The 14,073-nt window shown below is 43.8% G+C and carries 18 protein-coding genes and 1 pseudogene; 10 read left to right on the top strand and 9 right to left on the bottom strand.

The genetic code is table 11. The annotated features are described in order from the left end of the window. Window positions 1-164: 164 nt before the first annotated feature. From VZ94_RS16030 to VZ94_RS30980, 3 genes are read right to left on the bottom strand one after another with little or no spacing between them, the layout of a single operon-like run. A complete protein-coding gene (locus VZ94_RS16030; protein WP_045779994.1) occupies window positions 165-1,112 on the bottom strand; it encodes an HpcH/HpaI aldolase/citrate lyase family protein in 948 nt (315 codons plus the stop codon). After that, a complete protein-coding gene (locus VZ94_RS30985) occupies window positions 1,112-1,870 on the bottom strand; it encodes a cysteine protease StiP domain-containing protein (protein WP_275575295.1) in 759 nt (252 codons plus the stop codon). Before VZ94_RS30985 ends, VZ94_RS16030 begins: the two co-directional genes overlap by 1 nt. Continuing rightward, window positions 1,845-2,204 (bottom strand): cysteine protease StiP domain-containing protein, encoded by a 360-nt coding sequence (locus tag VZ94_RS30980; protein WP_275575294.1) that lies wholly within the window; start codon window positions 2,202-2,204, stop codon window positions 1,845-1,847. Before VZ94_RS30980 ends, VZ94_RS30985 begins: the two co-directional genes overlap by 26 nt. Window positions 2,205-2,734: 530 nt before the next feature. On the opposite strand from VZ94_RS30980, the gene VZ94_RS16020 reads away from it, so the two are divergent. Both VZ94_RS16020 and VZ94_RS23460 read left to right on the top strand, forming a co-directional pair. Beyond that, a complete protein-coding gene (locus VZ94_RS16020; protein ID WP_052700644.1) occupies window positions 2,735-5,716 on the top strand; it encodes a G8 domain-containing protein in 2,982 nt (993 codons plus the stop codon). Window positions 5,717-5,765: 49 nt separating this feature from the next. Further along, entirely contained in the window at window positions 5,766-6,107 is a 342-nt protein-coding gene (locus VZ94_RS23460; protein WP_052700643.1) for a hypothetical protein, read from the top strand. Window positions 6,108-6,421: 314 nt separating this feature from the next. On the opposite strand, the gene VZ94_RS32355 is transcribed toward VZ94_RS23460, so the two are convergent. The 6 genes from VZ94_RS32355 to VZ94_RS32330 form a co-directional block, all read right to left on the bottom strand. Then, on the bottom strand, window positions 6,422-6,832 hold the full coding sequence (locus tag VZ94_RS32355) for an MFS transporter (protein WP_338040462.1): 411 nt from the start codon (window positions 6,830-6,832) through the stop codon (window positions 6,422-6,424). A gap of 1 nt (window position 6,833) precedes the next feature. Continuing rightward, window positions 6,834-7,019, bottom strand: a complete 186-nt coding sequence (locus VZ94_RS32350) for a hypothetical protein (RefSeq protein ID WP_338040461.1) — start codon at window positions 7,017-7,019, stop codon at window positions 6,834-6,836. Between the two features lie 4 nt (window positions 7,020-7,023). Continuing rightward, window positions 7,024-7,386: an MFS transporter gene (locus tag VZ94_RS32345; RefSeq protein WP_338040460.1), complete on the bottom strand. Its 363-nt coding sequence runs from the start codon at window positions 7,384-7,386 to the stop codon at window positions 7,024-7,026. A 1-nt stretch (window position 7,387) separates the two neighbouring features. Then, window positions 7,388-7,678, bottom strand: a complete 291-nt coding sequence (locus tag VZ94_RS32340; RefSeq protein WP_338040459.1) for an MFS transporter — start codon at window positions 7,676-7,678, stop codon at window positions 7,388-7,390. Window positions 7,679-7,917: 239 nt separating this feature from the next. Beyond that, entirely contained in the window at window positions 7,918-8,382 is a 465-nt protein-coding gene (locus VZ94_RS32335) for a radical SAM protein (protein WP_338040458.1), read from the bottom strand. Continuing rightward, the gene (locus tag VZ94_RS32330) at window positions 8,366-8,770 is read right to left on the bottom strand and encodes a radical SAM protein (RefSeq protein WP_338040456.1); all 405 of its coding nucleotides are present in this window, start codon (window positions 8,768-8,770) and stop codon (window positions 8,366-8,368) included. Before VZ94_RS32330 ends, VZ94_RS32335 begins: the two co-directional genes overlap by 17 nt. A 200-nt stretch (window positions 8,771-8,970) precedes the next feature. On the opposite strand from VZ94_RS32330, the pseudogene nadC reads away from it, so the two are divergent. The 8 genes and pseudogenes from nadC to VZ94_RS23445 all read left to right on the top strand — a co-directional run bounded on the left by nadC (window position 8,971) and on the right by VZ94_RS23445 (window position 13,854). Then, window positions 8,971-9,683, top strand: a pseudogene (gene nadC / locus VZ94_RS32850) (carboxylating nicotinate-nucleotide diphosphorylase). A 9-nt stretch (window positions 9,684-9,692) separates the two neighbouring features. After that, window positions 9,693-10,091, top strand: coding sequence for a hypothetical protein (locus VZ94_RS16000; RefSeq protein ID WP_045779993.1), 399 nt, complete (start codon window positions 9,693-9,695; stop codon window positions 10,089-10,091). Window positions 10,092-10,627: 536 nt separating this feature from the next. After that, the gene (locus VZ94_RS15995) at window positions 10,628-10,978 is read left to right on the top strand and encodes a hypothetical protein (RefSeq protein ID WP_045779992.1); all 351 of its coding nucleotides are present in this window, start codon (window positions 10,628-10,630) and stop codon (window positions 10,976-10,978) included. A 37-nt stretch (window positions 10,979-11,015) separates the two neighbouring features. After that, window positions 11,016-11,231, top strand: coding sequence for a hypothetical protein (locus VZ94_RS15990; RefSeq protein WP_045779991.1), 216 nt, complete (start codon window positions 11,016-11,018; stop codon window positions 11,229-11,231). 562 nt (window positions 11,232-11,793) lie between these two features. Continuing rightward, the gene (locus VZ94_RS23455; protein WP_157844961.1) at window positions 11,794-12,390 is read left to right on the top strand and encodes a hypothetical protein; all 597 of its coding nucleotides are present in this window, start codon (window positions 11,794-11,796) and stop codon (window positions 12,388-12,390) included. 98 nt (window positions 12,391-12,488) lie between these two features. Beyond that, window positions 12,489-12,905 (top strand): AAA family ATPase, encoded by a 417-nt coding sequence (locus VZ94_RS23450; protein WP_082081753.1) that lies wholly within the window; start codon window positions 12,489-12,491, stop codon window positions 12,903-12,905. Between the two features lie 2 nt (window positions 12,906-12,907). Further along, on the top strand, window positions 12,908-13,555 hold the full coding sequence (locus tag VZ94_RS15975) for a hypothetical protein (protein WP_052700640.1): 648 nt from the start codon (window positions 12,908-12,910) through the stop codon (window positions 13,553-13,555). Window positions 13,556-13,575: 20 nt separating this feature from the next. Continuing rightward, a complete protein-coding gene (locus VZ94_RS23445; protein ID WP_131655596.1) occupies window positions 13,576-13,854 on the top strand; it encodes a hypothetical protein in 279 nt (92 codons plus the stop codon). Window positions 13,855-14,073 lie beyond the last annotated feature (219 nt).

The raw sequence follows: 14,073 nt of genomic DNA, 5'->3' as shown, positions 1-14,073 counted from the left end.
CGCAATTTCTTTAGCTTTACTGAATTGATAATAATCAGTTTTGTTAGTATCAATGGTGATAGTCAGCATGATAGTTCTCCCACAATGTTTAATATTGGCTTGAACATAGCTTAATAGGCATCACCACATAGGACTATGTAGTATTTACTGGCAGGCTGTGATTTTTAGCCTAACACACAAACATCTTGCTGGATTGAGCCTGCTACGATAACGCCAAAGCTTCTTTGCCGATTTAATACATCCCTAGCCCAACGCTGATGTGTCGTGACTTCACACATCGCATTATGCATTTTAAATACCGCCGGGGCTTGTTCGGCACAAATGCTTAAAGCCATTTGATAATCATCAGCACTCACCGCATACGCAGACTCAATTAATGCGACTTGCTCAGGATGAATCGCTGTTTTCCCAGTTAAGCCATACGCTAAATCAATACGAAGTTCTCTACGCAACGTTTCTATATCATCTAAATAGTCAAATACCGGAGCTGACAGATGAAAGTCATACGGCTTAAAAATCGTTAGTAGCTGCGCAATCACATGCGCTAAAGGGGTGTCATACAGCGTCAAACCACGGGTACGGCGTATGCCTAATAAGTTAAATAAATCGTTGCCGCCTATTCTTAACATCAACACATGCTTAAGTATAGTCTCGTGCAATAAAGCGTCGCGTAACGCTTGCATCGCACCGACATCAAAGACCTCTTTCGTCTCCAATGTAGGCATAATCTTAAAGTTGGTATGAGATAACTGATCGAAATAAGCATTAAAAACGGCTTCATTAAATTTAGGCAGCACAAAGCCATCAATAGTCTCTATTCCAGGTAACTGCAATAAACGCGTCAATAAATTAGGATGGCGTACCCGAATAAAACGAAAACGCGGCTCGGCCGTTGTTTTAAGCGCTGCTAAACAGCGTTTTAGCTGTCCAAGGCTATGCTCTATCTCTTTATTTAATATTGCATCCTCGGTACAAAAAATCATAGTACGCAAATACGGCAGTTTCTCGCCATTAGCAATAGCAATTAAATCTGGCCTATGGGCAGGCATATATAACGGCGCGCCTAACTGCCACGGAGACGCTATTAAATGCGAAGAAGATTGTAAGGTCATTAAAACAGTTCTTTGATAAGGGCTACCGCATGATACTCTAGTTCTGCGTAATAATAGATAGGTACGGACTTTTCCTCAGCCAACCAGCGTAAATGTTGGGTTGTAGGATCGGCCGCGTTTTTTAATAGCAACACGCGCGCCTCACGTCTAAGCAACACGCGAGTCGCCTCACCTATCCCAGGTTTAATGAAATTAACGTGGCTGACTTGATATTGCCGTGCCACCATAGTTAATAAGCGCTGCATACGCTCCTGTGCAGCCACTAAATCTAAACTTACTAATTGTTTAGCATTCAGCCAATCCGGCTCTATACAGGCTAAAACCTGAGCCACAAAATAGCGCGACACATCATATGGGCTAAATTCATCATAATAAACACAGGCATGAAAACCTTGCCCAGCCACTAAGTGCGCATCGTATAACGAGCGACTCACCAAACCTGATACCGTGGCGTTTAAAATACACGAGGGAATTAAATAATCCTCAGTAGACGCTGCATAAGCAGCAGAACCGGACAAATCCGCTAAAACATAAAGCGCTGGAGGAATGACTACCCCCTCGCTTTCAGCAAAAACCTCAAGGCTTCGCTGTAACTGCCTAGCAATCACGCCTTTACCCGTCCATCCATCAATAAACACTAAAGATTCAGGCGCATGTCGCGCCAGAATATAGCGCAACGCATTTAAATCTAAGCCAATATCGCGAATAATCGAGACCGAATAATGCTTGGCATTAACATAAAAATACTCCGCTAACACCTTTTTTCACCATCACACCTACCGGCGTACCGGCGCGCGCCAGCGACACTAAAGTCACCTTGTCTGGTCTTGTGGCGATAATGTGTTGAGCTAACACGAGTACATGTTTAGCGACAAGATGTTTATTCTGCGCTAAGGCTTGCTGAAACAAAGCCTGATAGGTCTCTGGTGGCAATGACTCTTTGCTTAATAGCTGAGAATAATGCTTTTGGCCTGACTGAATCAGCGCTTCTTTCTCTGCAACCGGCGTATCCGGCACCTGGACTCGCGCCAGCAAAAACGCCACATCATCATCGGCATAACTGCCCGAAAACGGTTTTTCATCAACTACCATAAGCCTACCGGTTTTATATTAAGGTTATGCGTCCATAAGCTACCAGTAAAACTTAATGAGTAAAGTTTTACTGGCAAACCCACATATCAACTGACTAAATACGCTTGTCTTTATTTACCAAACCATCCGGAGATTTTACACAAAACATTACTGATTACTCATATAAGAATACCTGCACCTCGTGTGTCCGGGCTACCCGACACATATAAACTCGGTTAGTTTTAAGCAGTTAGCAATGAACACATGGGACTGGTGTTGGGCGCAGCCAACAATTCCGCGTCGCTTATTTACATTAACTTATTGTTTTAAAAGTATTTTTGTTTTTGGCACGATGACTGCTCTAGTCATGCACGAACAGGAGCCAAAATCCCTCTTCAACAACTTACGGGCCATTAGCACTTAACATTAATTTACTAAAACTCGACGCTCACATTTTTAGCCCACGTTATATGGAAATACATTGATTTATCACAGTGCGTTGCAATCAAACTAAAAAACGTGTACATCGAGTAATAACAGAGGTGGAGACTATGAAACAATTTACTTTAACACTAGGCTTAGGCCTAATCATCCAACAACTACTGTTTAACACGGTACTCGCCTGTGATACTGGCCAGTTTGTGTTAGAAGCCATTCCTGATCAAGCAGAAAACGCCGGCACTGTTTCCGTTAACATATCGAGAATCGGCGGAACATGCGGAAAGGCTTGGGCTATCGTAACCACCAGTGACGGCAGCGCAAATGCCAACCAAGACTATTCGGCAAGAAGCCGAAAGCTGATATGGAATGACGGTGAAGGCGGTAGTAAACCTTATCCGATAAGACTTATAAACGATAAAAGCGACGAACCCGATGAACAATTAACTGTTGCTATTGTAGACGCTAAACGCGCCACTATCGCAACCGCTGAACAAAGCATGTTAATTGTTGATAACGATGCTGCGCCCACACTACGCTTCGATACCTCTACGGCTCCAACTATCGAAGAAGGTCAAACGATAGACATACCCGTTGTATTATCCGTAGCTAGCGGCTATGACATTGAGGTCAACCTAAACTACGCCGAAACAGCTAGCAGCCCTGATTTTTCGCTATTACCGGCAAGTGTTATTATCCCTAAAGGTGTTAAAACCCATCATATCTCGCTACAAACTGTCAGCGATGCGTTAACAGAGCAGACTGAGCGCTTACAGATAACCATGAGTTCAGCTAATCATGCCGTACTCGCTAACCCAAGCAGTTATCGCTTCGATATAGTAGACCCGCCTAACCCAGCCTGTCCTAACGATGCGGTGTTATGGTCAAACCCCAACAGTTGGCCTAGCGGCGCAGTACCTGTAGCAGGCGATACCGTGACTATTCCGGCGGGTCACCATATTGCATTAGACACTAATCCTCCAGCCTTAGCCGGTTTGACTATCGAAGGGGCGTTAAGCTTTTGTCGGCAAGATTTAGCGCTAACTTCAGAATGGATACTACTGACAGGTGAGTTACATATAGGCAGCGAAGCTGAGCCCTTTACCCACCATGCCCTCATTACTTTAAACGACACCGATACCGAAGAAAATATTTCGGGCATGGGTACGCGCGGCTTGCTCGTTATGGGCGGGTTATTGGAATTACATGGCAATGCACCTAGCGTTAGTCGCACAAAACTCACCGCCCATGCCCAACCTAACGATACGTTGCTACAAATCGAAAACGAAGTACAGTGGCAAGCTGGCGATGAAGTGATTATCGCACCCACCGATTTTTACGGCATCGCCGCTACCGAACTTAATCACGTTGCAGGCAGTAGCGGCGAGAAATTACTGTTACAAACTCCATTATCCGCGTTTCGTTGGGGCTTATTACAATATCCAACTGAAACTGGCATGAGTTTAACAGATGAACAATTAGTCACACCACCCGCCTCTACCGAACTCGGCGCAACGCCACTGGTATTAGATGAACGCGCTGAAATTGCTAATTTAACGCGCAATATCGTCATTCAAGCGCCAGACGATGAGGTTTGGCAACAACAAGGTTTTGGCGCCCATGTCATGATTATGCAAGCGGGCGCACAAGCACGCATCGATGGCGTTGAATTTCATCGCGTCGGCCAACGGCATCGTTTAGGCCGTTACCCATATCATAGTCATCGTCGCAGCTATGCCGCCGATGGTGCGCTACTCGCCGATGTAACGGGCGATTATCTGCGTAACTCAACAATACATCAGTCGACTAACCGCTGTATTACCATCCATGCGACCAATGGCTTAGAAGTTGCGAACAACATTTGTTACGACATACAAGGCCACGGTATTTTCTTTGAAGATGCGGTAGAGCGGCGCAATATCGTCGAAGACAATTTAATCTTGCATGTGCGCAATCCAGCACCCGATATGGCATTAAAAGTCCATGAATGCTGCGCTGCTGGGCCGACTAGCGGTAGCGGTTCTAGCGGTTTATGGGTTAGCAATCCGGATAACACGGTACGCAATAATACCGCTGCCGATGCTGAAGGCTTTGGTTTATGGATGGCGTTTCCAGCACAACCGGTTGGGCAAAGTGCTAATGTCGCGATGATTCCCAACCGACTCACCTTTGGCAATTTCGATAACAACACCACGCATTCAAACGCGCACGAAGGCATTATGTTTGATGTCGTCGAAACAGATAATGACGGTAACGTAGCACCGTTGCAATATTGGTCAACCAGTGATGGACAGCCCAGCGTTTGGCCGTTCGAGAACCTACGCCGAATCTCCATCACGGGTATAAAAACCTGGAAAAACGGCTCCGGTGGCTTTTGGAATCGTGTCGTTTGGCCGGATTACCAAGAATTTGTTTCGGCTGATAATCATGCGCGCTATTTTGCTGGCTCCGGCGCGGAAGGTAATATCACCCGCTCATTAGTCGTCGGCACCAGCTTAAACAACAGTAACCCACGTCCTAACGCCTGGTTAGGCCACGAAGTCGCCTTCGCCAGCTATCACAGTGCCTACAGTATGTTCGATAACATCGTCGTCAACTTTCCATTACAAACCGGCGGCCCGTTAGTTGCCGGTGGTCGTAGCGGAGCGTTTGATACGTCAGATTATTACATTCGCGCTGTCGATAAAGGCCATATCCGCAATAGCAATAATTTACTGGTAAATAGTCATGGTGGGTTGCGTACTTACGCCGATTTCAACCACTATGTATTATCCGGTGCATTATGGGATCCACAAGGCATTTGGGGCCCCGTCAATCATTGGTATGTTTATGATGAGCCGTTTTTCACGCATAACGCCGTTTGCCAACCGGTAGAACCGATAGGGCAAACCGGTGCGAGTTGCGATGGGGATTATTATGGCGTCGATGGCTTCGTCGTCAATCAAGGCAATGACCCCTTCGATGCCACAATGGCAATAGCCGTTAGCCGATTTGACGAAACCCAACCTGCGCTCTTAGTCGGTCAATGGAATGTTGCCAATGGTTTAGGCTTACAACCGTTTCCGAATAAAACGTCATTTTGCGGCGCGCGGTAATGGGATTTTTCTGCTAGATTTTCCTGAGTATGCATCAGGTCCTGACGATGTGATTTTTGAATTACAAAATATGGATAGCAATGCTGATAGCTTTATATTAGGCGTACGCTATTCAGGAGCGCTAGTTGCCCAAGTTGCAGCCACTAGTTACGATGCCAATACGGTTAACGGCTATTGTAATGACAGCCATTGCCACTCATACACTGCCGTGGATTCTTTAGCCGATGTCATCGCATCTTCTGGCGAGACGTTTTGGCAAGACGAAACCCAGAATATTGTTTGGCTGAAAATTCAAGGCGGCCTAACCGATGCCTACACAGCACCTGAAGACTTGCTACCGTTTAGTGAGCAAGTCTTATACACGCCATTCAGAGTACGGATTCACGATTAAACGCTAAACCCTGGCCATTCACGGGCTACCAACGTAAGGCGGAACAGGGTATTCATAATTCAGGTGTTAGCAGCAGGGATGCTGCCGCCAAGCCTACAGGGATGTATTCACGGCGTCCTGCGTTCTGAATACCCTGTTCCGTCTTAAGTTGGTAACCTCTAACGCGAGACAGGCTTAGCCCAATTGATAACGACTAATCACCGCTTGTAAACTCACACTATCCAATTTTTGATTATCGACTTTTAAATACGCCACAGCATCGGTAGTGTTCAAACGTCATTTCTTCAACCCCTACGATGTTTAATACCTCAGCGCTAAAACGCGTCATTATCAACCTGGGTCAAGCCTTTAATAGAAATCAATAAATTAGCTAAATAACGCGGTGGCTTCATCGTCAACGACACCAATAACCAACTCGCAAGTGCAACTGCGCAAAATAGAAATACTGACGCATCACCGTAATGACTTTTAAACCAGCCACCTAACGCACCACCTAAAAATAAACCAAAAAACTGACAACTTGAATACGCACCCATAGCTGTGCCTTTTAAATCGGCTGGCGCTGTTTTAGAGACCAATGACGGTAACGTGGCCTCTAATAAATTAAAGCCGCAAAAGAATACCCCTAAACACGCAATAATGCCTGCTAACTGCTGATGCAACCCGGCTAAGCCGATTTCAGCCAGTAATAACACCGCAATAGCCCCTATAAAAACCGGCTTCATTTTACGTTTTTTTCTCAGCCAAAATAATAAACGGTACGGCAAAAACCATTCCTAAGCTAAACACGGGCAAGTAAACCACCCATTCATTACCTGGCATTAAGCCTGAACTACGCAATTCCGTAGGCACTACAACAAAAATCGCCATTAACACCATGTGTAAAACAAAAATGCCGTAATTTAAGCGCAATAACTCACCATTTTTTTAACGCATCTAGCATTTGTCCCGGTACAAATTCTGCATCGCGATGCCGTTTAGACTGCTTAGGATTAGGCACGACAACTAACAATACCACTATGGCGAATACCGTTAACACCGCCGTAAAACCAAACACCGCCGCCAAACCACCTAAGCCAGCCACAATAGGCCCTGCGACTAAGCCTGCACCAAACGACAAACCGATACTGACGCCAATCGTCGCCATTGCTTTAGTTCTATGCACTTCTTGCGTTAAATCAGCGACTAACGCCATGACGGCGGAAGAAATCGCTCCCGCACCTTGTAACGCCCGACCTATCAACACGCCCTCAATCGATGTCGATAACGCTGCCACCACGCTACCCGCCAAAAACAATAACAGCCCAGCGACAATGACTTTTTTTTCTGCCTAAGCGATCTGACATTAAGCCAAACGGTATTTGTAACAACACCTGAGGTAAACCATAAATACCCATGGTTAAGCCGATTAATTGCGGTGTAGCGCCCTGAAGTTGCTGACTAAATAACGACAATACCGGCAAAATCATAAATAAACCCAACATGCGTAGTGCATAAATAGCCGCTAACGACAATGTTGCATAACGCTCCGAAGGCGTCATCGGGCTCGTAATATCTTGATAAGTTTGCAAAACCATACTCCTTGTTTAAACGATAGACGGGGCACCGCCAAGTCTGAACAGGACACAGAGCGCAAGTGTCGACAGCAGGGATGCTGTCGGCAAGCCTACAGGGACGTATTTACGGCGCCCTGCGCGCTGTGCCTTGTCCAGACTTAAACTGGGTAGCCTAAACTCGTCAGCCTCTTATACCTTACACAGAAACTGCGATAATCCTTTGATTATAACAACACCTGGCTAGACTAAAGACGTTAAACACAAACCGAAACGTCAAAACCTAATTGCCGAATTTCGTCAGCGAACGCCGCTAATACCTCATACGACAAGGGTTTCAATAACTTAGCCTCAGGCTGCATTGATGGGCGCGCAATCGTATACAACATAATATCTTGTACATTGCATTCATTTTTAATGCTCGCTAATGCCGTCAAATACGCCGATTTTTCAATAACAGATAAACCCTGGCCATCATAATCAACCAGACAGGTTTGCAATTTCGTCGTACACAGCTCAGAAGCAATCACCAAATTGGTCAACGCCGAGCGCACACTTTGAGCCGTATTATTAATACGTTTACGCCCTTGCTCGGTTGCGCTATCGAATTTAAACCAAACCTGCCCGTGCTGACGATGCAATTCCTCAAGGCCTAAACGCACGCGTGGCTGATGTATCAAACTGCCATTAGTAATTAAAACAAAATCACTGCCGGGAAACACGTTTTTGCTGCGTCGCGACTTCGGCAATTTTAGCAATCGCGTCAGGAAACTCAGCTAAACTGGTTGGCTCGCCATTACCGGCGATGGCAATATCTTTAATGACGCGTTTATCAGGTGCAACCTCAAATCTATCGTAAAAATCACTTTGTAAAACATCGGCTAATACACTATGCAATTCCTGCTCTAATAAGGCAAAATCTAAGGCTGGCGCAACACCGACAGTTAAATTTTGCACTTGGCAATAAACACAACGCCAATTACAGGTATTATTAGTATTAAAATTAACACCTATAGATAAACCACCGGCGCGCCTAGAAATAACAGGATACACATAGCGTAACCCTAAAATATCAGCGCGATGGCTGGTAACAGATAACTTAGAAGCCATTGCTTTTCAAACCTTACACAAAACCGTCTATTGTACGGTTTTTATACCCGTTTTCAGACTAGCTACCAAAAAAACACCATGAATAGTCATTTATTTCAAGTCAACACCTACCTTACCGAAGACATAGGCATGGGCGATGTCACTGCTGCCCTAATTCCCGCTCACCTCAATGCCCATGCGACGTGATTACTCGCGAAGCCATGGTCGTTTGCGGTCAGATTTGGTTTAATGCTGTGTTTTACGAACTGTCCGAACACACGTTGATTACCTGGCAGGTAGAGGAAGGCGTAGAAGTTCCGGCTGGCACAGTGTTATGTCACCTATCAGGCAATGCGCGGGTACTCTTAAGCGGCGAACGCACGGCGTTAAATTGGCTACAAACTTTATCCGCAACGGCTACGCAATCCAGAAACTATGCGAATGCAGTCTTAGGCACTGGCTGCACTATTTTAGACACACGTAAAACCCTACCCGGTTTAAGACAAGCCCAAAAATATGCTGTGTCTATTGGCGGGTGCGAAAATCACCGCATGGCTTATACGACGCCATATTAATCAAAGAAAATCATATTTTAGCCGCTGGCTCAATCTCCAATGCCATTACCAGCGCTAGACAACAAAGCCAATTAAGCGTTGAAATCGAAGTTGAAAACTTAGCTGAACTCGAACAAGCTTTAAGCGCTAAACCCGACCGCATCATGTTAGATAATTTTTCGCTAGATGACATGCGCACAGCAGTAGCGCTAAGAAACGCAACAGCAGCTGAAATTAGCTTAGAAGCCTCAGGCAACGTAGAGCTAACTACGATTAAAAACATTGCCCTCACCGGTGTCGATTATATTTCCGTAGGCGCGCTAACCAAAAACATACAAGCCATTGATTTATCAATGCGAATACAACTGATTCAAGAATAACGGGCAGTTATGATAACCATTGAATTCAATAGCACAGAATTTCATCCCTATTTACCGGAAGATTGCCAAGTCAACCCCGGTGCCTATGGCTTTGAACTTGTGCTCTGGTTATCACAAGCCTTAATGGCTAAAGGTATTATCACCAGCTATCCAGTAAGCGAAGATTGGGGTTGGTTTATAGAATACGTCGAAGCCGACAACGAATTCATGATTGGCTGTAGCTCGCTAGCTGAATGCGGCGAAGGTTATAAAACCAATGCCCTAGCCTGGCGCGTGTTCATTAAACAATACCTACCTTGGCATGACTGGCAAAAAAAGCACGCCAAGCCCGAAATCACAAGGCAATTAGCGGACGCTATTATCGAAGCACTTACCGAAGATGGCATTCAGATAACACAGGGAGATTGACGATAGCGCGGCGGTTAAACAGGATTGTTTAAGCGCGTTACCCTGTGCGAAGATGGCAACTACTACAGAGAACGATCCTATGGCTTTACAACCGCAATCCGAGTCTGATGGCATTGCCATGACTGAGCAAGACTATTTAAGAACAGAGCTTCATGCTGAAGTCCGGCATGAATATATTAATGGCCGTGCCTAAATACTGATGGATAAGACCATCATCGTACCTAACCGAATAATTAAGCGCTGCTCCCTCGCCCATATCACAGCGCAATAAATCAAGACCATGCCGCAAGTCTGCCATATCAGCTTTGGTTGCAAAATCAGATTCAGTTTGCACTTCAGAAATACCTATATCTTTCAATTTACGCTCTGACTGTAATTATTCTGACCCCGGTTATTCGTTGTGCATTATTGTAAGCGTAGTAGGTATTTTGTCACTGCCCCAAAATGAAGCCTATGAAAAACTATAACCGTTCGAATTCAAAACGCCTAAGTGACGAATCAGAACATATTATTCATTCATACGCGAGGTATTCATTATGAAAAACAGACTATTAAACAAATGGTTTAGAATTGGCGCTAGCACATTATCGACTGCTTTGGCTTTAGGCTTAACATTCAATGCAACGCTTACTGAGGCTCGTGAATCCAGAGATCCATTAGCCAATGTGATGTGGGTTAACCACTTTGACTTACTTCCGGGCGACACTAGTGATATTACAACGACTTATGACTCTACCAGTTCTGGCGTAGGCGGTGGTTTGACCGGCTTGGTGATTCAATCATCGTCAGTAGGCGATACTTTCCCACTAGGCGGCAATAAAGTCGTACACATGGCTTTAGATTTGCCAAAGCAAACTAAAAATTTATGGTGTAAGAGTTTGTTATGAGAACTCTAGCAAAGCCAGTTTTATTAGCCAAATTCGCTTGGCTCAAGTGCAAAATCCGCCTAGCTCAGCTCTTGTAAAACTGGATGACGCCACTGATTTAACCGATCCAGGCCCAGTTTGCGTAAACAGCGCTAAAGTGTTGCCTGCGATTAACTCTAAAGATGGCTCTGTATTACTATCATTACGGGTTAATACTGATGATGTCACAGATAAAATTGTCATTCGTGCACTAGGTTTGTTTGTGAATCCTTAAACCTAAATTGAGCCGACAAGACTTGTTGCCAAACGACACTTCAGACTTTGATGATTCGGCGTAACGTTATCGTTTACGCCGTTTCTTCTTTTATTCGCATTAATGGTTTCTCGACAGTAAACCGCCATCGGTATGCTCCGAAGTTGGCGGATTGCCTGGCGGCTAGTCCGCCTTACCGCATTCAGATAACACGAGGAGATTGACAATTAGCGCGGCAGTTAAACAGCGTTGTTTAAGCGCCTTAATTCCTATGCGAAGACGGCAACCACGACAGAAGACCATCCTATGACTTTACAACCGCAATCCGAGTCTTATGGCATTGCCAATAATGACGCCATTTATATGACTTTTGCACTTGTACCTTTGAGAAATATTACAATTATTTCTATAAAAAACAAAAGCTTGTTTTATAATTGTGCGAGAATGAGAAAAAACTTATTAATTGACGCAGCTTTTGTTCCACAACCTACATGTTAAAATCAACAATAACTAAATAATCTAAGCAGAAGTAATCATGCGGCTAGTGCGTGTACAAATCCCTGAATTCAGGGCGTTAAAGAACGTGGATATTAGCTTTGAACCGGAATTTACTCCACAGGTGTTTCCATTAGGAAGCTTGAATGGCGGCGGAAAAAGTACGTTGTTGCAGTTAATTTTTGTCTTATTGAGTTTAGAGCCAAATTCTTTAGGAAATTCCCAATTAAAAAACTCCTACTTTAAAGAGTTCTTGTTCAACCTAGCAGATAGTGCCGCTAAAAAAAATGAAATTAATAGACTGGCGACTATTATGTTATTGAATAACGAAGGTAAAAAAATTGAACTTAGCTATTTTTACGGTGATTTATCGGAATCAGAAAATTATTTCAAGAACGTTGCTAACACTGGAAGATTTTTTATTTGGTTTCAGTACATTTATGGAGGAATCCAACCCACTGGTTTTGTGGCAGGCGCTAATATTGCTGAAGAAGACAACTCGTTGAGTATTTCTCATTTATTTAATAAATTCAAAGAAACATTAAATATCATTAGTAAACAAGTAGTTTTAATATCTCCTTCAAATCAAAGCTACTTATTCGCAACCCAAGAAGAAAGGCGTTTGTTGTATACGTCTGACGGTGAGAAATCTTACGACCAAGTAATCAAACGCCTAAAAAAGTGATTACCCTAATTTTTTCACCTACGATTTTATTGATGTCTTAACAGAAGTTTTTCCGCCTTGCAAGGGATGAAGATTTTAAAGAAAAAGTTGAAACGGGTATTTATGGTACTCATTACGAGCAATTAGAAAATGCGATTAATAATCTATTTATTGACGGTAAAAAAATTATTCCCTTAACCATCGAGCAAAAACGTCATACCAAAGATGCCATCCAAAGCATGGGCTTTAAACTACTCTCCGGCGAAGAAATTTATCCTGAAGATTTAAGCCACGGCGAACTAAAAAGGCTAGCTATTTTTGTTTTAATCAAATACCACGAAATTCATGATTCGATTGTCTTAATAGATGAAATAGAAAACGGCTTCCACCCGGATTGGCAATATCAAATCGTCCGTGATTTAGTTCAATGGGGTGAAAATAACCAATATATTTTAGCCACTCATTCTTACGAGCTTTGTAATGCATTAACCCCTGCTCATGTTAAAGAACTCGACCCTAAACTCGTCAACAACTAACGATGAGCCTTTCAAAAGACGCTTTGCAACAGCATTGCCAAACAATTATTAATTCTCCTCACGCCCAAAATAAAACCGTGATTTTGTGTGAAGGAAATATCCAGGCTGTTCAAGGCCGCGCATCTCCGTCATCTTACCGGCAATTGCAAAAACTGCCTGACGCTAATTTTTATAAGGCCTGTGTCCCTGATTGGTGGCAACAAAAACGTCCTGAGTTTTTTGTCTGCGGAGATAGGCAAGATGTGGTCAACACTTATTTTGCATTGCAACGGATAGATTGCAATGGCACGAGGTTTGATAAAACCAGGTTGTTTGCGATTATTGACTTAGATTTAACGCTCTGTAAGTTCGCCGATAGCCATCCCGTACCAGATAGCGAAACCTTGTTTCATACGCTTTATCAACAAGGCAAAATCAATCGACAAGCCCTTATCGACCATGCAATTTTTTGTCACTGGCTTAATTTACAAAGAAGCGTATTTTTAATCCCTGATTTACAGTGTGTATTTGATGCTTATGCCGCAGCTGTACATTACAAAAACAGCTCGGTGAATTTACAAAAAATTTACCAAGAAATGCTGACTAATTTATCTGAAGATAAAAAAATATCCAAGAACCTACGCATTTTCCTCGTGCATACGAAAGAATAAAACATTGTGTAGATTTGGATTTGGCTAGCATCAGCGATTTACAAGCCTGTTGGTCACCGGCATTTACTTCGACTACTGAACCCACTCCACAAGAATTAGTTTTTGCACTCCTGAGCATCCATCAAGTAAAAAGCTATTGGCAAGCCTTTGCACCACCGCAAAACAGCGGTATTCCTCCCGAACGCTTTGAAGAACAATTAACCTTGGAAATTGCCAATTTTTATGCCCGACAAGCGCGTAACAGCGATCACCATATCCCCTGCTTTTTTGATGCGCTATTAAAACGTTCTCAACTCTGACGCTTTATTTAGCTAAGGATTTATTACACTCATACCCTATCAACCACCTCCCCCAACAATACTGTTGACTTTAGCCAGTAGCACCCATTTTCTTAGCCCGCTTTTCTTTCCACTTATTAGGAACGCCTTTATTAACACGAGGTTTTGATGGCTTGGGCGTCTTCGGTCGGTAATAAACAACTCGTCGAATAGAATCAACTAACTCGAAGAAAAAGAGTT

The sequence above is a fragment of the Methylocucumis oryzae genome (assembly GCF_000963695.1).
GTDB lineage: Bacteria > Pseudomonadota > Gammaproteobacteria > Methylococcales > Methylomonadaceae > Methylovulum > Methylovulum oryzae.
Note: the sequence above shows the minus strand (reverse complement) of the source record. Positions and strands in the feature narration are given on the sequence as shown.